Origin of the sequence: Crossiella sp. CA198 (assembly GCF_052078295.1) — a bacterium.
Classification (GTDB): Bacteria; Actinomycetota; Actinomycetes; order Mycobacteriales; family Pseudonocardiaceae; genus Crossiella.
Map to the genome: position 1 here is coordinate 228733 of NZ_JBQJIM010000015.1, position 17441 is coordinate 246173.

17 protein-coding genes are annotated in these 17441 nt (G+C 69.0%); 14 read left to right on the forward strand and 3 right to left on the reverse strand.

The window, feature by feature from the left end:
* Positions 1–1093: 1093 nt before the first annotated feature.
* Complete coding sequence (locus tag ACTOWY_RS25740; RefSeq protein WP_441312241.1) at positions 1094–1861, reverse strand: dioxygenase family protein; 768 nt, start codon at positions 1859–1861, stop codon at positions 1094–1096.
* Between the two features lie 292 nt (positions 1862–2153).
* Between ACTOWY_RS25740 and ACTOWY_RS25745 the strand changes: the two genes are divergently transcribed.
* The 8 genes from ACTOWY_RS25745 to ACTOWY_RS25780 all read left to right on the forward strand — a co-directional run bounded on the left by ACTOWY_RS25745 (position 2154) and on the right by ACTOWY_RS25780 (position 9692).
* Positions 2154–2615, forward strand: a complete 462-nt coding sequence (locus ACTOWY_RS25745) for a hypothetical protein (protein WP_441312242.1) — start codon at positions 2154–2156, stop codon at positions 2613–2615.
* Positions 2616–2684: 69 nt separating this feature from the next.
* Positions 2685–3566 carry a bile acid:sodium symporter family protein gene (locus ACTOWY_RS25750; RefSeq protein WP_441312243.1) on the forward strand — a complete coding sequence of 294 codons (882 nt, stop codon included), beginning with the start codon at positions 2685–2687 and terminating at the stop codon, positions 3564–3566.
* A gap of 166 nt (positions 3567–3732) precedes the next feature.
* Positions 3733–4344 carry an ANTAR domain-containing response regulator gene (locus tag ACTOWY_RS25755; protein WP_441312244.1) on the forward strand — a complete coding sequence of 204 codons (612 nt, stop codon included), beginning with the start codon at positions 3733–3735 and terminating at the stop codon, positions 4342–4344.
* A 270-nt stretch (positions 4345–4614) separates the two neighbouring features.
* Positions 4615–5823: a branched-chain amino acid ABC transporter substrate-binding protein gene (locus ACTOWY_RS25760; RefSeq protein WP_441312245.1), complete on the forward strand. Its 1209-nt coding sequence runs from the start codon at positions 4615–4617 to the stop codon at positions 5821–5823.
* Positions 5824–5922: 99 nt separating this feature from the next.
* Positions 5923–6933 (forward strand): branched-chain amino acid ABC transporter permease, encoded by a 1011-nt coding sequence (locus ACTOWY_RS25765; RefSeq protein WP_247757831.1) that lies wholly within the window; start codon positions 5923–5925, stop codon positions 6931–6933.
* Positions 6930–8072 (forward strand): branched-chain amino acid ABC transporter permease, encoded by a 1143-nt coding sequence (locus ACTOWY_RS25770; RefSeq protein ID WP_441312246.1) that lies wholly within the window; start codon positions 6930–6932, stop codon positions 8070–8072. Before ACTOWY_RS25765 ends, ACTOWY_RS25770 begins: the two co-directional genes overlap by 4 nt.
* A 62-nt stretch (positions 8073–8134) precedes the next feature.
* Positions 8135–8992 carry an ABC transporter ATP-binding protein gene (locus ACTOWY_RS25775; RefSeq protein WP_185011551.1) on the forward strand — a complete coding sequence of 286 codons (858 nt, stop codon included), beginning with the start codon at positions 8135–8137 and terminating at the stop codon, positions 8990–8992.
* Positions 8979–9692: an ABC transporter ATP-binding protein gene (locus tag ACTOWY_RS25780; protein WP_247757829.1), complete on the forward strand. Its 714-nt coding sequence runs from the start codon at positions 8979–8981 to the stop codon at positions 9690–9692. The genes ACTOWY_RS25775 and ACTOWY_RS25780 overlap by 14 nt, the downstream gene beginning before the upstream one ends.
* Positions 9693–9778: 86 nt before the next feature.
* Here the strand turns inward: ACTOWY_RS25780 and ACTOWY_RS25785 are convergent, their stop codons facing one another.
* Positions 9779–10141 (reverse strand): PaaI family thioesterase, encoded by a 363-nt coding sequence (locus ACTOWY_RS25785; protein ID WP_441312270.1) that lies wholly within the window; start codon positions 10139–10141, stop codon positions 9779–9781.
* Between the two features lie 187 nt (positions 10142–10328).
* On the opposite strand from ACTOWY_RS25785, the gene polA reads away from it, so the two are divergent.
* Positions 10329–12971, forward strand: a complete 2643-nt coding sequence (gene polA, locus ACTOWY_RS25790) for a DNA polymerase I (RefSeq protein ID WP_441312271.1) — start codon at positions 10329–10331, stop codon at positions 12969–12971.
* Between the two features lie 46 nt (positions 12972–13017).
* On the opposite strand, the gene ACTOWY_RS25795 is transcribed toward polA, so the two are convergent.
* A complete protein-coding gene (locus tag ACTOWY_RS25795; protein WP_441312247.1) occupies positions 13018–13305 on the reverse strand; it encodes a hypothetical protein in 288 nt (95 codons plus the stop codon).
* Between the two features lie 64 nt (positions 13306–13369).
* Here ACTOWY_RS25795 and ACTOWY_RS25800 point away from each other — a divergent pair, with 64 nt between their 5' ends.
* The 5 genes from ACTOWY_RS25800 (at position 13370) to ACTOWY_RS25820 (ending at position 17435) form a co-directional block, all read left to right on the forward strand.
* The gene (locus ACTOWY_RS25800) at positions 13370–13918 is read left to right on the forward strand and encodes an AAA family ATPase (RefSeq protein ID WP_441312248.1); all 549 of its coding nucleotides are present in this window, start codon (positions 13370–13372) and stop codon (positions 13916–13918) included.
* A gap of 78 nt (positions 13919–13996) precedes the next feature.
* Positions 13997–14890 (forward strand): carbohydrate ABC transporter permease, encoded by an 894-nt coding sequence (locus ACTOWY_RS25805; RefSeq protein ID WP_441312249.1) that lies wholly within the window; start codon positions 13997–13999, stop codon positions 14888–14890.
* Positions 14887–15729: a carbohydrate ABC transporter permease gene (locus ACTOWY_RS25810; RefSeq protein ID WP_441312250.1), complete on the forward strand. Its 843-nt coding sequence runs from the start codon at positions 14887–14889 to the stop codon at positions 15727–15729. The genes ACTOWY_RS25805 and ACTOWY_RS25810 overlap by 4 nt, the downstream gene beginning before the upstream one ends.
* Before the next feature lie 6 nt (positions 15730–15735).
* Positions 15736–16338, forward strand: coding sequence for a hypothetical protein (locus ACTOWY_RS25815; RefSeq protein WP_441312251.1), 603 nt, complete (start codon positions 15736–15738; stop codon positions 16336–16338).
* Positions 16335–17435 (forward strand): Gfo/Idh/MocA family protein, encoded by a 1101-nt coding sequence (locus ACTOWY_RS25820; protein WP_441312252.1) that lies wholly within the window; start codon positions 16335–16337, stop codon positions 17433–17435. Before ACTOWY_RS25815 ends, ACTOWY_RS25820 begins: the two co-directional genes overlap by 4 nt.
* Positions 17436–17441: the final 6 nt, after the last annotated feature.

Below are 17441 nucleotides of genomic sequence, written 5' to 3' on the forward strand. Positions count from 1 at the left end.
TTGCCGCAGGAGGTGCCGCAAGGTTTCGGATGCGATCTCACGGCCGTACTCTCGAATGTGCTCCGCGTTAGCCTTCACGGCACGGTCCACCAACTCCGGCGTGAACTCGGCCGTTAGGTGATTGCCGTTTCTGGCGGCTTGCTTCCGCGGACCTCGCGCGGAATCCTCAACTGCGGACTCCCGCCTGTTGGACTCCCGTCGATCGCCACGCTTTGAACTCCGGCTCGTCGGCGGGAAGTGGGGCGCTTCTCTACCCAACTCCGCCACTGCGGCGGTTCCGCGTACGTCTATGTCATTCGTATGCCCGCGCTCTCGGCACGCATGGATCGCCTGCAGGAACCCGGGGCCGACCTCGGCCCAGCCGATCAAGAGAAGCGGTCCAACAGCGTCGAACGCCGCCTTGCCGTACTCGCCGGCCACGAGGGGGTCCGCCACGTTCAACGCCAGCGTGACCACGCTCGCGAAGATCAGCAGTCGGCGGGCCGGACGTAGCACGTCCGCGGAAGCGCCGGTGAGCGCGAGGTGCCGCGTACCCAGTAGGAGCCCCAGGATCGAAAGATCGATCGCGGGCGCGACGAGCGGTGCCACCCAAACCGGCACTCCCAGCCGAAGGGCCAGGTTGAGGACGTTGCCGAAACCGAACAGGAACGTGAGCCCAACAACCGTCCCCATGATCACAGTGACTGCTCGGACAATGACTGCTGACTCCGTCGAGGACTGGCTCGACGAGTCGTGTCCCAAAGTGGCCATCAGGCATCGCCTCCAGGGCTATCGACCTGGGAACTGCCCTTGATCACCAGAATCCCACCGGAGAACCGCTGGTCAGAAGTGGGTCCGTCTGCGCGTGGCCCCGTACAGGGCAAGGGCCTGCGCCACCATGAGGTCGTCATGGGGCACCAACGCCCTGACCCCGACGGGGCCGATCAATCCTGACCGTGGCGGAAAGCCGCAGCTCACGGCGGGTGCGGTTTCGTGTGGATGCTGTACGAGCCTCGCCCGGGGCACCCTGTTTAACCATTAGATCAGCCCCTGACCAGGAAGAACCCGGTCAGGGGCTGATCTTGTCGCAAGGGCGCTCCGCTACCTGCCGCCCCTAGTCGGGCCGGCCGACCTGGGTGTTGGACAGGTCGAGGCCGATCGCGAAGTCCGCGGTGTAGGCGGTGCCGGCCTGCTGTGGGCGCAGCAGCATCTGGGCGCCGCCGTTGCGGTAGATCGAGTCCCGGTTGTTGGTGGTGTTCGCCGGTCCCCTGCGCCGGTACGGTTCGGTCCGCAGATAGGCCGCGCCGAACTCGGGCGTGAAGTACAGCTGCGAGGTGAATTCGTACGGCCGGCCGTTGGTTCCGGTGGTGCGGATCTTGAGGTGGATGTGCAGCGTGCGACCGCTGTACCAGCCCGGCAGAATGGTGATGAACCGCGCCGCACCCGCCTGGTCGGTGTTCTGGTAACCGCGCAGGAATCGGCGGCCGGAGCTGCCCTGGGACGGGATATCGGAGTACAGCCCGAACGCGTCGCACTGCCAGAGGTCGACCATCGCGCCCGGCAGCGGAGTGCACTGCTGCTGACGAATCTGCTGGACGGTGAAGTTGATCGTCAGCGCGGTGCCGGGCACCAGCTGGCCGGTGGCAGGCTCGCTGCGGATGTCGGAGCGGTTGAGCCGCTCGTCGACGAAGTACGGACCCTCCATCTGCTCTGGCTTGACCACGCAGTCCAGCGCGCAGACCTCGGGCGGGCCCGCGGTGGAGGTGGTGGCACTGGCCATGGCGGATCCCGCGACCGTGAGTGTGGCACCCGCGGCACCGAGCAGAATCAACGCCTGCCGCCTGCCGAGTACCCGGCCGATCGGCTCATCGTCGTCATGCATGGGATTTCCTTTTGGGTGGGAGCAGGGAAAATGGGTGCGACATGGGTGTGTCTGCAGGGATGTCGCGCTCATCCGATTTTCCGGCATGACCCGCATTCTGTCGAGAAATGTCACCCCCATGCATCATACGACGACGTCATCATATTGCTGATGGGTCGAATTCCCGAACCGCTACCATGGCATTTCCTGCCCGGCCTGGCGTTATTAATGCATAGTGGAGAGCGGTGGCGGATCAGGAGAATTATCCGCGGTGTTGACCTCCAGCGTGCTTGAGCTTCTAGCGTGTGCTGGCATGGAACCTGACGACGCGGAACTCGCGCGGCAGCCGGTCGGCTACTGGACCGGGCTCGCGCACGAAACGGTCATCCGCCACATCCACGAGACCCACGGCACCCTGGGCGTGACCCAGCGGCACTGGATGACCCTCAACGCCCTGGCCAATCACCAGGGTGGGCTGACCAGGACCGAGGTCACCGACTTCCTGCGGCAGTACCTGACGCCGCAGATCGGCGAGGTCTCCACCTACCCGGCGGTCCTGGACGATCTGCTCGGCAAGGGGTGGATCGCGGTGGGGGAGGGCGGGCGGCTCACGCTCACCGGGGCGGGGGTGGCCGGGCGGGCGCGGCTGGCCGAACTCACGGCGGGGATCCGGGGCCGGTTGCACGACGGGGTCAGCGACGCGGACTACGCCACCGCGGTGCGGGTGTTGCGCCGGATCATCGGCAACGCGGGTGGTCCGGTGACCCTGCCGTGAGCGGGGCGGGGCTGACGTACGGTCTGGGCGGGTGATCTTGGCTGTGCTGGGGTTGGGCGAGGAGTTTCCGTGTCGTTCTCGATGTTCCTGCCGGTGGCGCTGGCGCTGGTGATGTTCGGGCTGGGCCTGACCCTGACCGGGGTGGACCTGCGGCGGGTGGCGCGCTCGCCGCGGGCCGCGGTGATCACGCTGGCCTGCCAGATGCTGGTGTTGCCGGTGGTCGGGTTTGGGCTGGTGCTGGGGTTTGGGTTGCCCGCTGAACTGGCGGTGGGGGCGATGTTGCTGGCGGCCGCGCCTGGTGGGAGTTCGGCGAGTTTGTTCAGCCATCTCGCGGGTGGGGATGTGGCGTTGAACATCGCGGTGACGGCGTTGAACTCGGTGCTGGCGCTGGCCACCTTGCCGATCGTGGTCGACCTGTCGATGACCTATTTCCTGGGTGCGGGCAAGGAGATCGGGTTCCAGGCGGACAAGCTGGTGCAGGTGTTCGCGACCGTGCTGGTGCCGGTCGCGCTGGGGATGTGGGTGCGGCATCGGTTCAGCGCGTTCGCGGTGCGGGTGGCGGGGCAGGTGAGGATCGCGGCGGTGCTGGTGCTGGCGATCGTGGTCACGACCGCGGTGGTGGCGCAGTGGACGGTGTTCCTGACGCACCTGGGTGGGGTTGGGTTGTGGGCGCTGGCTTTCTGCGTGTGCTGCCTGGTGATCGGGTATCTGGTGCCGCGGGTGTTCCGGGTGCCAAGGGAGCAGGCGATCGCCTCCGCGATGGAGATCGGGATCCACAACGGGGTGCTGGCCATCGCGGTGGCCACAGTGGTGCTGGGCAGTCCGGTGATGGCGATCCCGGCCGCCGTCTACGGGATCGTGATGAACTTCCCGACCGCGGTGGCCGCGTTCGCCTTCGCGCGGGGCAAGGGGCGGCGGGTCGCGGCGGCGGAGCCTGCCGGGCAGGGGTGAGCGGGGGCGGTGGGGGTGTCCGGGGGCGGACAGTCCGGAAGTGGCCAGGGGATCGCGGCGTGGAATGTCACACCGATCACCTGCCGCGTTCACAAAGCCGTCTCGGGGGCACAGGTAAGCTGCGGTTTCGCGTTCAGTGCAGTGCCGAGACCGCAGGAGGACCCCGGTGACCCAGCCGGCTGCCGAGGCCCAGGAACAGGCCGCCCCCGTCCAGCGCCGCGTGCTCGTCGCCGAGGACGAGGCGCTCATCCGCCTCGACCTGGTGGAGATGCTCCGCGAGGAGGGCTACGAGGTCGTCGGCGAGGCCGGAGACGGCGAACGGGCCGTCGAGCTGGCCGGTGAGCTGCGGCCGGACCTGGTCATCATGGACGTCAAGATGCCCAAGAAGGACGGCATCGAGGCCGCGGGCGAGATCGCCAGGGACCGGATCGCGCCGGTGGTCATCCTGACCGCCTTCAGCCAGCGTGAGCTGGTCGAACGGGCCAGGGACGCGGGGGCGATGGCCTACCTGGTCAAGCCGTTCGCCAAGCGCGACCTGGTGCCTGCCATCGAGCTGGCCGTCTCCCGTTTCGCCGAGCTGAGCGCGCTGGAGAACGAGGTCGCCGGGCTCACCGAGCGCCTGGAGACGCGCAAGGCCATCGAGCGGGCCAAGGGGCTGCTGATGACCAAGCAGGGGCTCTCCGAGCCGGAGGCGTTCCGCTGGATCCAGCGCACCGCCATGGACCGCCGGACCACCATGAAGGCGGTCGCGGACGCCGTGCTGGACAACCTGAACTGACGACGCGGTGAGCCCACTGGGTCACCCTCTGTTGGCCTGCAACGGAGTGTGATGTAAACGGTGGGTTACCACCCGTTTGGATCTTGTTTCTTCTTGGCTGGGTCTGCTTCGTGTTCGGTGCGTCACCACCGTCACGATGTGGACACGCTCCTGTAGCGACCCTGGGCTTCGACGAAACGGACAGCTACTTTCCGGTCCAACCACGTCCCGGAGTGGTACGGGACACCGCCGCCGTTCAGCCGGTGGCGGATTGGGCAAGTGGAGGTACGGGTGTCTGGAGCACGACTCGTGCGGACCCTGGCGGTTGCGAGCGTTATCGCGCTCACCGTCGCAGGGTGCGGAGGCGGAAGCGGTTCATCGGGCAACGGGGGGCAGACCTCGGGCGGACAGGCGGCGCCGGGTAAGCCGGGCGACGCGGCCGACCCGCGTGGTGACGGCAACGCCAAGTGCAGCAATGTCTCGCTCGCCTACATCGGCACCATCAACGGCGGCAACGCCGCGCTGGGCCAAGCCATCCTCAACGGCGCGCAGCTGGCGATCAACCAGCACAACAGCGCGAACGCCGGTTGCCAGGTGAACCTGAAGAAGTACGACTCCGAGGGCAGCCCGGACAAGGCCCCGGGTGTGGTCACCCAGGCGATCACCGACACCACCATCGTCGGGGTGATCGGCATGCCGTTCTCGGGTGAGTCCAAGGCCGTCGGCGGCACCTTCAACGAAGCCGGTCTGGTCACCATCACGCCGTCGGCGACCAACCCCGGCCTGACCAAGAACGGCTGGAAGACCTTCTTCCGCGGACTGGGCAACGACGCGGTGCAGGGTCCGGCCGCGGCCAAGTTCCTCACCGACGAACTGAAGGCGCAGAAGGTCTGCGTGATCAGGGACGACTCGGAGTACGGCACCGGCCTCGCCGACGCGATCAAGGGCGCGCTGGGGTCGAAGGTCACCTGCGAGGACCAGATCAAGACCAACCAGCGCGAGTTCTCCGCCACCGCGAGCAAGCTGAAGTCCGCCAACGTGGACGCCATCTTCTTCGCCGGCTACTACGCCGAGGGCGGCCCGCTGGCCTCCAAGCTGTTCGACGAGGGCATCAAGGCGAAGTTCGTGGCGCCGGACGGCACCAAGGACGATGAGTTCATCAAGGGCGGCGCGGACGGCGCCGAGGGCGCCTACCTGACCTGCCCGTGTGTGCCCGCGGACGCCTTCACCGAGTTCTCCACCGCCTACAAGCAGCTCTCCGGCAAGGAGCCGTCGACCTACTCGGCCGAGGGCTACGACGCCGCGACGATCCTGCTCAAGGGCATCGACAAGGGCCTCAAGGACCGCGCCGGTCTGCTGGACTTCGTGAAGAACTACGAGGGCCAGGGCCTGACCAAGAAGTTCAAGTGGGACGCCACCGGTGAACTCACCGACACGCCCGTCTGGTCGTACAAGGTCGAGGGCGGCAAGATCGTCAAGTTCAAGCCGATCACCAAGTAATCCCGACCTGAGACATCACCGCACTGGGGCACGGATGCACGCATTCGCCTGCGTATGTCCGTGCCCCAGGCGTGTGCACCGCAAGAAACGGGCGGATCTGTGATTCAGCAACTAGGCACAGTTCTCGCGCAGGACTCGGGAAGCGGAATCGGCTTCAACGTTGACCTGCTGCTGGAGAACTTCTGGGCCAACACCGTGGACGGGTTGTCCTACGGCAGCATCTACGCGCTGATGGCGTTGGGCTACACCCTCGTCTACGGCGTGCTGCGGCTCATCAACTTCGCGCACTCCGAGGTGTTCATCGCGGGCGCCTTCGGTATCTGGTTCACCTTCGACGCACTCGGCTTCAAGCCGGGGCCGACTCCCACGCTGGACACGGGGGAGATCATCGCCACCCTGGTGCTGGCCATCGGGGTCGGCATGATCGTCTCCGGCGCGGTGGCGGTGATCGTGGAACGCGTCGCGTACCGCCCGCTGCGCAAACGGAACGCGCCCTCGCTGGTCTTCCTGATCACCGCGATCGGCGCGTCCTTCGTGCTGCAGCAGATCTTCTTCGTCTGGCGGGGCGGCAACGCCGAGGGTGCGATCCGCATCATCCGGCCGACCACCCAGTTCGAGATCTTCGGCGCGCGGGTCACCAACGTGCAGATCATCGTCTTCCTCGCCGCGCTGGTGCTGATGTTCGCCGCGGACACCTTCATCAAACGCAGCAGGCTCGGCCGCGGTATCCGCGCGGTGGCCCAGGACCCGACCACCGCGACGCTGATGGGCGTCAACCGGGAGCGGGTCATCATGGTGACCTTCCTCATCGGCGGTCTGCTGGCAGGCGCCGCCGCGTTGTTCTACGTCATGCAGATCCCCTCCGGTGTCATCTACACCGGCGGATTCCTGCTGGGGCTCAAGGCGTTCACCGCCGCGGTGCTCGGCGGGATCGGTAACCTGCGGGGGGCGGTGCTCGGCGGATTGCTGCTGGGTGTGGTGGAGAACTACGGACAGTCCCTCTTCGGCGGGCAGTGGCGCGATGTGGTCGCCTTCGTCCTGCTGATCGTCGTCCTGATGTTCCGGCCCACCGGCATCCTCGGCGAGTCCCTCGGGAAGGCACGGGTATGAACGCACAACACGAGAAGACCGCGGCCGTGCCCTTCGGCCAGCGGGTGCGTGACTGGTGGAACGGCCTGAACCGGTTCCAGCAGTGGGGTGTGCTCATCCCGCTGGTGGCCCTGCTCTACCTGCTGCCGCTGATCAACCCGCCGCTGCTGACCACCGAGCCGGGCACCGACTTCCAGATCGCGCTGTTCAACGCGGCCCGGTTCGCGCTGATCGCGATCGGGCTCAACGTGGTGGTCGGTCAGGCCGGTCTGCTCGACCTCGGCTACGTCGGCTTCTTCGCCGTCGGCGCCTACGTCGCGGCGCTGCTGACCTCGCCGGAATCCCCGCTGCGCTGGGACTACCCGTGGATCGCGGTGATCCCGGTGGCGATGCTGGTGACCATGGTCTCCGGCGTGCTGCTGGGGACACCGACCCTGCGCCTGCGCGGGGACTACCTGGCGATCGTGACCCTGGGCTTCGGCGAGATCGTGCGCCTGCTGGCCGACAACGTCCCTGCGCTGCGCGGCAACCGCGGCTTCCAGGACGTCGGCCGCCCGGAGCTGGAGAACGCCGCCGGCGCGCCGATCTTCAACTCCACCAACGGAACCCCGTGGTACTGGCTGACCATCACGATCATCATCGTCGTGCTGGTGCTGGTCGGGAACCTGGAGCGCAGCCGGGTCGGCCGGGCCTGGATCGCCATCCGGGAGGACGAGGACGCGGCCGAGATCATGGGCGTGCCCACGTTCAAGTTCAAGCTGTGGGCCTTCGCCATCGGCGCCGCGATCGGCGGTCTGTCCGGGGTGTTGTACGCGGGCCAGATCGGGTTCGTGAACAACCAGAAGTTCGACGTGGTCACCTCGGTGCTGTTCCTGGCCGCGGTGGTGCTCGGCGGATCGGGGAACAAGGTCGGGGTGATCCTGGGCGCGTTCGTGATCTCCTATCTGCCGGACAGGTTCCAGGAGATCGCCGAGTACAAGTACCTGATCTTCGGTATCGCGCTGATCGTGCTGATGCTGTTCCGCCCGCAGGGTCTGCTGGGCGCGCGGCAGCGGCTGCTCGCCAGGGGCAGGCAGGCTTATCAGAAGCTGCTGGGCAAACCGGAGCAGATCGCCACGGAGAGTTCGATGCTCGACTCGAAGAAGGGGGTGCAGGGGTGAGCGCGGACAAGCGCGACGACGAACCGGTCGTCGAGGGCGGTCTGGTCGCCGAGCTGGAGCGGATGACCCCGGAAGAGCGGGCCGCGCACGAGGCGGAGGTGGCCGAGGCGGTCGCCGCCGACCGGGACATCGCGGTCGAGGTCGGGGACACCCTGCTCAAGCTGGACGAGGTCACCATGCGCTTCGGCGGGCTGGTGGCGCTGGACGGGGTGAACTTCGAGATCCGCCGCGGCGAGATCCTCGGGCTCATCGGCCCCAACGGCGCTGGCAAGACCACCTGCTTCAACGCGATGACCGGCGTCTACCGGCCCACCAGCGGCCAGGTGCTGCTGGAGGGCAAGCCGATCGGCAAGCGCAAGCGCTTCCAGATCACCCGGCTGGGCATCGCCCGCACCTTCCAGAACATCCGCCTGTTCGGCGAGATGACCGCGCTGGAGAACGTGGTCGTGGGCACCGACGCCCGGCACAAGACCAGCGTGATCGGCGCCCTGCTCCGCCTGCCCCGGCACCACGCCGAGGAGAAGTCCGCGGTGGAGAAGGCGATGGCGCTGCTGGAGTTCGTGGGCATCGCCGACCGCGCCGCGGAGAAGGCGAAGAACCTGCCCTACGGCTACCAGCGCAGGCTGGAGATCGCCAGGGCACTGGCCACCGAGCCGAAGCTGCTCTGCCTGGACGAGCCCGCGGCCGGGTTCAACCCCGCGGAGAAGGAAGAGCTGATGGGGCTCATCCGCAAGATCCGCGACGACGGGTACACCGTGCTGCTCATCGAGCACGACATGAAGCTGGTCATGGGCGTGACGGACCGGATCGTGGTGCTGGAGTTCGGCAAGAAGATCGCCGAGGGCCTGCCTGCCGAGATCCGGGACAACCCGGCCGTGATCGCCGCCTACCTGGGGGTGCCCGACGATGGCGCTGCTTGAGCTGAACAACGTGTCCGTGCACTACGGCCGGATCCAGGCCCTGACGGGTATCTCCCTGCACGTGGAGCAGGGTGAGATCGTCAGCCTGATCGGCGCCAACGGCGCGGGCAAGTCCACCACCATGCGCGGCATCAGCGGCGTGCGCCCGCTCTCCGGCGGCACCATCCGCTTCGACGGCGAGGACATCACCAAGCTGCGCGCCGACCTCCGGGTGGTCCGCGGCATCTGCCAGTCCCCGGAAGGCCGGGGTGTCTTCCCCGGCATGACGGTGCTGGAGAACCTGGAAATGGGCTGCTACACCCGCAAGGACAAGGCGGCCATCGCCCAGGACTTCGAGCGCGTCTTCGAGCTGTTCCCCCGGCTCGCCGAGCGCAAGAACCAGGTCGGCGGCACCATGTCCGGCGGCGAACAGCAGATGGTCGCCATCGGCCGCGCCCTGATGGCCCGCCCGAGGGTGCTGCTGCTCGACGAGCCCTCGATGGGCCTGGCCCCCCAGTTCATCCAGCAGATCTTCCGCATCATCCGGGAGATCAACGAACAGGGCACCACGGTGCTGCTGGTGGAACAGAACGCGCAACAGGCCCTCAGCCGGGCCCACCGCGGCTACGTCCTGGAGACCGGCCGCATCGTGAAGGAGGGCACGGGCGCGGAGCTACTGGCCGACCCGTCCATCAAGGAGGCCTACCTGGGCGTCGCCTGACGCCCACAACGGCCAACACGCCTGGTTGGCCCAAGTCGTACGCCCGGTTTGCCCAAGTGGGCGTGCGACTTGGGCCAAGTGGACGGTTACTTGGGGTCGCCGGGTGGGCGCTCGCGGAGGATGCAGGTCAGCTTCGCGGTGCACAGGCGGTGGCCGTCCTCGTCGCTGATGACGATCTCGAAGGTGGCCGTGGTCTTTCCCCGGTGCAGCGGCATGCACACGCCGGTCACCAGGCCGGCGCGGCCCGCCCGGTGGTGTGTGCAAGCAAGTTCCAGGCCGAGCGCGATCCGCTCCGGCGCCGCGTGCATCGCCGCCGCCACCGACCCCAGAGTCTCCGCCAGCACCGCGCTCGCGCCCCCGTGCAGCAACCCGTAGGGCTGACGATTGCCCTCCACCGGCATCGTGCCGACCAGCTTCTCCGGGTCCCACGAGGTGATCTCGATGCCCATCTTCTCCGTGAGCTGTCCTGCGGGGGAGTTGCTCAGGTCGACCGTGCTCACCAGGCTCACCATCACCTTTCCGGGGGTCCGCGCGCGGGTGGCGCGGGAATCGTCGTACCGTCACCTTAGACTCGCCGCCGTGACCCAACCCGACCGCCTTGACGCGCGCCGACTGTTGCTCATCGATGGGCACTCGATGGCCTACCGGGCCTTCTTCGCCCTGCCCAAGGAGAACTTCCAGACCGCGACGGGGCAGACCACCAACGCGGTGTACGGGTTCACCTCGATGCTGATCAACCTGCTCCGGGATGAGCAGCCGTCGCACATCGCGGTCGCCTTCGACGTCTCCAGGGTCACCTTCCGCACCGAGGCCTACGCCGAGTACAAGGCCACCCGCAGCGCCACGCCGGATGAGTTTCGCGGCCAGGTCAGCCTCATCCAGGAAGTGCTCACCGCACTGTCCATCCCGTTCCTGAGCAAGGAGAACTACGAGGCCGACGACCTCATCGCCACGCTGACCACCCAGGCGGAGGCTGACGGGTTCGACGTGCTCATCTGTACCGGGGACCGGGACGCGCTCCAGCTGGTGACGCCCAAGACGACCGTGCTGTACCCGGTCAAGGGCGTCTCCGAGCTGACCCGGTTCACCCCGGAGGCGGTGCAGGCCAAGTACGGCCTCTCGCCCAACCAGTACCCCGACTTCGCCGCGCTGCGCGGCGACCCCTCGGACAACCTGCCCAAGATCCCCGGCGTCGGCGAGAAGACCGTCACCAAGTGGATCCAGGAGTTCGGCTCCCTGGCCGCGCTGGTCGACCGGGTGGACGAGGTCAAGGGCAAGGCGGGGGAGAACCTGCGGGCCAACCTGGACGCGGTGCTGCTCAACCGGCGGCTCACCGAACTGGTCCGGGACGTCGAACTGCCCGCCACCATCGCCGACCTGGCCGCCCAGTCCTGGGACCGGGACGCGGTGCACCGGCTCTTCGACGAGCTGGAGTTCCGGGTGCTGCGGGACCGCCTGTTCGCCACCCTGTCCACCGCCGAACCCGAGGCCGAGGAAGGCTTCGAGGTCAGCGGCGAGACCCTGGCCGCGGGCGCGGTCGGTGACTGGCTGGGCGAACACGGCCGCGGCGGGCGGCTCGGACTCTCCTTCGTCGGCGACTGGGCCCGCGGCGCGGGCGACCTCACCGGCATCGCGCTGTCCACTGTGGACGGTCAGGGCGCCTTCGTGGACGTGACCGCGCTGACCCCGGAGGACGACGCCGCGCTCGCCGCCTGGCTGGCCGACCCGGCCGCGCCCAAGGCCGCGCACGATGTCAAGGGACCGCTCTACGCCCTGCGTGCCCGCGGCTGGACCCTGGCCGGGCTCACCTCCGACACCGCCCTCTCCGCCTACCTGGTCCGCCCAGGACAGCGTTCCTTCGACCTCGGCGACCTGGTGCTGCGCTACCTCCAGCGCGAACTGCGCGCCGAGGACGTAGGCGACAACGGTCAGCTCTCCCTCCTGGAAGACGAGACCGAGACCGTCGCCAAGGCCGCCACCAAGGAACTCCTCCGGGCCCGCGCCGTGGCCGAACTGGCGGGCGCGCTGGATGAGGAACTGGCCCGGATCAGCGCCACGCGGCTGCTCGCCGAGCTGGAACTGCCGCTGCTGGGTGTGCTGGCCGAGCTGGAGATCACCGGCATCGCGGTGGACGACGACAAGCTCACCGAGCTGGAGGCGCACTTCGCCGGCCGGGTCAAGCAGGCCGCCCAGGACGCCTACGGGGTGATCGGCAAGGAGATCAACCTCGGCTCGCCCAAACAGCTCCAGGTGGTGCTCTTCGACGAGCTGAACATGCCCAAGACCAAGCGCACCAAAACCGGCTACACCACCGACGCCGAGGCGCTGCAGAAGCTCTACGAGGACACCCAGCACCCGTTCATGGCGCACCTGCTCGAACACCGGGACGCCACCCGGCTCAAGACCACGGTGGACGGGCTGCTCAAGTCGGTCTCCGACGACGGCCGCATCCACACCACGTTCAACCAGATGATCGCCGCCACCGGCCGGCTGTCCTCCACCGAACCGAACCTGCAGAACATCCCGATCCGCACCGAGGAGGGCCGCACCATCCGGCGGGCCTTCGTGGTCGGCGGCGGCTACGCGGAGCTGATGACCGCGGACTACAGCCAGATCGAGATGCGCATCATGGCCCACCTGTCCAAGGACGAGGGCCTGATCGCGGCGTTCAACTCCGGCGAGGACCTGCACACCTACGTCGCCGCCCAGGCCTTCGACGTGCCCACCGGCGAGGTCACCGGCGAACTGCGCCGCCGGGTCAAGGCCATGTCCTACGGCCTGGCCTACGGCCTGTCCGTGTACGGCCTGGCCCAGCAGCTGCGGATCTCCGCCGAGGACGCCCGCGCCCAGATGGACGCCTACTTCGCCCGCTTCGGCGGCGTCCGCGACTACCTGCACGAGGTCGTGGAGAAGGCCCGCAGGGACGGCTACACCGAGACCATCCTCGGCCGCCGCCGCTACCTGCCCGACCTCAACAGCGACAACCGCCAGCGCCGCGAGATGGCCGAGCGGATGGCCCTCAACGCCCCCATCCAGGGCAGCGCGGCCGACATCATCAAGGTCGCCATGCTCGGCGTGCACCAGGCCATCTCAGCCCCCGGCCTGCGCTCCCGGATGCTGCTGCAGGTACACGACGAACTCGTGCTGGAGATCGCCGAGGGCGAACGGGAGGCCGTGGAAGCGCTGGTACGCGAGCACATGGGCAACGCCTACCGGCTCGACGTGCCCCTGGATGTCTCGGTCGGCGTCGGCCAGTCCTGGGACGAGGCCGCGCACTGACCCGCCGCGTGGGCGTGCCCGGACACCGGTCGCGCCCACGCCGGGCTCAGCGCCGCGGATCCTCCGGACGGCCCAGGTTCACCGGACCGGAGATGTCCCTGGCCTGCACCACCGACCCGGTCACCGTGCCACTGACCGAATTCGTCACCGCGCCGCCCTCGGCCTCGGCCGAACCGGACTGCACCCACAGCGCCACCCCGGCCGCGGCCAGCGTCAGCACCCCCACCGCGACCCAGGCCCACACGTTCGTGCCCAGTTCGGTGGCGACGTTGACCGACACCCCGATGGCGGAGGCCATCACGGCGGTGGCCAGCGCGAACATCCAACGGCGCATCCGAGCGACCCCTCCCGAGTTCAAGACGTTCGGACACGCAGCGTACGCCAGTAAGCTACCTGCCGTGTTGCTCCACTGGGCCGATCCGTTGCCACCGAAACCCCAGCGCATCCTCGTCGCGGGCGCCTCCGGGGCCGGGAAGACGACCATGGTCCGGGAGCTGGCGCGGATCTTCGCCGTACCCGCGATCGAGCTGGACGCGCTCTACCACGGTCCACAGTGGATTCCCCGGCCCACCTTCCTGGCCGAGGTCACCGAATTCGCCAACAGCGAGGGCTGGGTGTGCGAGTGGCAGTACGACTCGGTGCGGCCGCTGCTGGCCGGGCGGGCCCAGCTGCTGGTCTGGCTGGACCACCCCCGGCACACCGTGATCCGCCGGGTCACCTGGCGGACCTACCAGCGCCGCCGCCGGGGCGAGCTGCTGTGGAACGGTGAGCAGGAACCACCGCTGCACGCCATCCTCACCGACCCGGAACACGTGATCCGCTGGGCCTGGTCCACCTACCCCACGGTGCGGGCCAGGGTGCTCGAACTGCTGCCCACCCCGCTGCCTGTGGTGCGCCTGTGCGGGCAGCGCCAGACCGATGCCTGGCTGCGCTCCATCGCAGGCTGAAGCTGTTGACACCCGCCCGATCCGCCGCTTACGGTCCGCCTTGGTAAACGCTTTCATTTCCGGCGGGCGGGGGTGTGCATGCGGCAGCGCGCGTGGCCGGCCTACGTGTTCCTGCTGCCCTGGCTGCTCGGCGCGGTCACCCTGACCCTGCTGCCGATGGCCGCCTCGCTCTACCTCTCCTTCACCGACTACAACCTGTTCGAGACCCCCCGCTGGGTTGGCCTGGACAACTACGCCGAGCTGTTCACCCAGGACGACCGCTACCGCACCGCGGTTGGCGTGACGCTGAAATACGTGCTGGTCTCGGTGCCGCTGAAACTGCTGCTCGCCTTCGCCGCCGCGCTGCTGCTGAACTCCCTGCGCGGCCGGGGAAAAGCCTTCTACCGCTCCGCCTTCTACGCGCCCTCGCTGCTGGGCGCCAGCGTCGGCCTGGCGCTGGCCTGGCGTTCGCTGTTCGACCGCGGCGGCGCGGTGCCCTCGGTGCTCGGGCAGCTGGGCATCAGCACGCCGAGCTGGGTGGACGATCCGGACTGGGCGCTGTGGGCGGTGGTGCTGCTGTCGGCCTGGCAGTTCGGCGCACCCATGGTGATCTTCCTGGCCGGGTTGCAGCAGATCCCGCCGGACCTCCTGGACGCGGCCGCGGTGGACGGCGCGGGCTGGTGGCGGCGGCTGATCAGCGTGGTCTTCCCGGTGCTCTCGCCGGTGATCTTCTTCAACCTGGTGCTGGAGGCCATCCACGCCTTCCAGGCCTTCACCTCGGCCTTCATCATCAGCTCCGGCCGCGGCGGACCGGCCGACGCGACCCTGTTCTACACCCTCTACCTCTACGAACGCGGGTTCGGTGACTTCCGCATGGGCTATGCCGCCGCGATGGCCTGGATCCTGCTGCTGGTGATCGCCCTGGTCACCGCGCTGCTGTTCCGCTCGGCCCGCCGCTGGGTGTTCTACGGCGACGACCTGGCCACCCGATGACCGCCCGCCGGTTGCGGCTGCTGGCCACCCACCTGGCCGCGCTCGCCGCGCTGCTGCTGGTGCTCTACCCGCTGCTCTGGCTGCTCACCGCCTCGGTCCGCCCGGTGCAGGAGTTGCTGAGCAGGCTGGACACGGTGTGGCCCAAGGTCATCGACCTCAGCGGCTACCAGCAGGCCCTCGACGGCGCGGGCGGGGTCGGCTTCGGCACCTTCCTGGGCAACTCGCTGATCGTGGCCACCGGCACCGCACTGGGCAACGTGATCTCCTGCGCGCTGGCCGGATTCGCCTTCGCCCGGCTGCGGTTCCGGCTGCGCGCGCCGCTGTTCGCCTTCGCCCTGCTCACCATCATGCTGCCCGCGCACGTCACGCTGATCCCGCAGTACGTGCTCTTCCAGCGCACCGGCCTGATCGACACCTTCGTGCCGCTGGTGCTGCCGAAAGTGCTGGCCACCGACGCGTTCTTCGTGTTCCTGATGGTGCAGTTCATGCGCGGCATCCCGCGCGAGCTGGACGAGGCGGCCACCATCGACGGCTGCGGCCCGTTCACCACCTTCCGGCACATCGTGCTGCCGCTGGCCAGGCCCGCGATCGTGACCACCGCGCTGTTCAGCTTCATCTGGGCCTGGAACGACTTCTTCAGCCAGCTCGTCTACCTCAACTCCGCCGACAACTACACGATCCCGGTGGGGCTGCGGCTGTTCATCGACCAGACCTCCACCTCGGCCTACGGCGCGATGTTCGCCATGTCGGTGCTGTCTTTGGTGCCAATCCTGCTCTTCTTCCTTGCCTTCCAACGCTTCCTGGTTCAAGGTGTAGCGACCTCGGGCTTGAAGGGGTGAACGCCGATGGCGGATCGGACGCCGGCCGGGCACCTACGGGGCCCCACCCTGTGGTGGGACCGGCTGTCCGCCCTGTCCGACACCGTGCTGCTCGGCTTGCTGGTCGCGCTGTGCGCGGTGCCGGTGCTGACCCTGCCCGCCGGGTTCGCCGCCGCCTGCGCGGTCATCGCCCGCTGGCGCCAGGGTGACTCGCCCGCGTTGCTGCCGGTCTTCCGGGAGACCCTCGCCGACGGCCTGCGCCGCCACCTGCTCGCCGGGGTGGCCTTCGTCGCCGCGAGCACGCTGCTCACGCTGAACCTGAGTCTGCTGCTGGGCCTGGACCTGCCCGGCGGCCTGGTGCTGCGCTGGCTGGTCGCCGGGGTCAGCCTGTGCGCGTTCACCCTGCTCACGCTGACCGCGGCGGTCGCCGGGGTGACCGGGCGCGGCTGGCTGTCCGCGGTGCGCGCCGCCTACGGCAAAGCCGTGCTGGGACCCGGTTCCTTCCTGCTGCTGGCCGCCGCGCACGCGGTGGCCGCGATCCTGGTGTGGACGCTGCCGCCGCTCGCGCTGGTGGTGGCCGGACCGCTCGCGCTGGCCGCCACCGCGGCGAGCCTGCGGGAGGAACCGTGAGCGTTGCGCCCCGGCTGGCACTGGCCGGGGTGCACGGCCACGGCCGGCACCACCTGCGGCACGCGGAACGCTTGCACGAGCAGGGCCGGATCGACCTGGTCGCCGTGTGCGATCCGCGCGACCCCGGCCCGCTGCCGCCCGGGGTGGCGCACCACCCGAACCTGACCGCGCTGCTCGCCGCCGAAGCGCCAGCGGTCACCGTTATCGCCACCCCGCCGCACACCCACCGCGCGCTGACCGTGGCCGCCCTGCGCGCCGGCAGCGATGTGCTGCTGGAGAAACCCCCGGTACTCGATCTGTCCACAATGGACGAACTGCTCGCGCTGGAGCGGGAGACCGGGCGGCGCTGCCAGGTCGGCTTCCAGACCATGGGGTCACCGGCCCTGCACCGGCTGGCCGAACTGGTGTCCGGGGGCAGCCTGGGCGAGGTCCGCGGTATCGGCGGCCAGGGCGCCTGGATCCGGACCGACGCCTACTACCGGCGCGCCCCCTGGGCGGGCCGCCGCAGGCTGCGTGGCGAACCGGTCCTGGACGGCGCGCTGAGCAACCCCTTCGCGCACGCCGTGCACGCCGCCCTGGTCGCCGCGGGCGCCCAGCGGGTCCCTCCGCTCAGCCTGGACCTGGAGTTGTTCCGCGCCAGGGACATCGAGGCCGACGACACCGGCTGCGTGCGACTGCGCTTCGCCGGGCGCCCCGCGGTCACCGTCGCGGTCACCCTGGCCGCCGAGCACGCCACCCCGCCGCGGCTGATCGCGCACGGCAGCACGCACCGGGCGGAACTGGTCTACGGGCAGGACCTGCTCACCGTCGACGGCGACCCGGTCGCCACCCCGCCCCGGACGGACCTGCTGGCGAACCTCCTGGAGTTCCGCGCGGAGGGCACGCCGCTGCGCTCACCCCTGGCCGAGTGCCGCACCTTCACCGAGGTGGTGGCCGCCATCGGCGCCGCGCCGGATCCGGTGCGGATCCCGGACCACCATCTGTCCGAAGTGGACAGTGGTGAGCAGCGCCGGGTGATCGTGTCCGGGGTGGACGCGCTGGTGGCCGCGGCGGCCGAGCGGCTGGCCACCTTCACCGAACTGGGCGCGCCGTGGTGAACCAGG

What these genes read in the sequence shown, in the direction of transcription:
- ACTOWY_RS25815 (WP_441312251.1), top strand. Translation starts at nt 15,736, where the DNA reads ATGGCGGATCGGACGCCGGCCGGGCACCTACGGGGCCCCACCCTGTGG.
- ACTOWY_RS25810 (WP_441312250.1), top strand. Translation starts at nt 14,887, where the DNA reads ATGACCGCCCGCCGGTTGCGGCTGCTGGCCACCCACCTGGCCGCGCTC.
- polA (WP_441312271.1), top strand. Translation starts at nt 10,329, where the DNA reads ATGGCCTACCGGGCCTTCTTCGCCCTGCCCAAGGAGAACTTCCAGACC.
- ACTOWY_RS25805 (WP_441312249.1), top strand. Translation starts at nt 13,997, where the DNA reads ATGCGGCAGCGCGCGTGGCCGGCCTACGTGTTCCTGCTGCCCTGGCTG.
- ACTOWY_RS25770 (WP_441312246.1), top strand. Translation starts at nt 6,930, where the DNA reads ATGAACGCACAACACGAGAAGACCGCGGCCGTGCCCTTCGGCCAGCGG.
- ACTOWY_RS25785 (WP_441312270.1), bottom strand. Translation starts at nt 10,141, where the DNA reads ATGGGCATCGAGATCACCTCGTGGGACCCGGAGAAGCTGGTCGGCACG.
- ACTOWY_RS25775 (WP_185011551.1), top strand. Translation starts at nt 8,135, where the DNA reads ATGACCCCGGAAGAGCGGGCCGCGCACGAGGCGGAGGTGGCCGAGGCG.
- ACTOWY_RS25740 (WP_441312241.1), bottom strand. Translation starts at nt 1,861, where the DNA reads ATGCATGACGACGATGAGCCGATCGGCCGGGTACTCGGCAGGCGGCAG.
- ACTOWY_RS25780 (WP_247757829.1), top strand. Translation starts at nt 8,979, where the DNA reads ATGGCGCTGCTTGAGCTGAACAACGTGTCCGTGCACTACGGCCGGATC.
- ACTOWY_RS25795 (WP_441312247.1), bottom strand. Translation starts at nt 13,305, where the DNA reads ATGCGCCGTTGGATGTTCGCGCTGGCCACCGCCGTGATGGCCTCCGCC.
- ACTOWY_RS25745 (WP_441312242.1), top strand. Translation starts at nt 2,154, where the DNA reads ATGGAACCTGACGACGCGGAACTCGCGCGGCAGCCGGTCGGCTACTGG.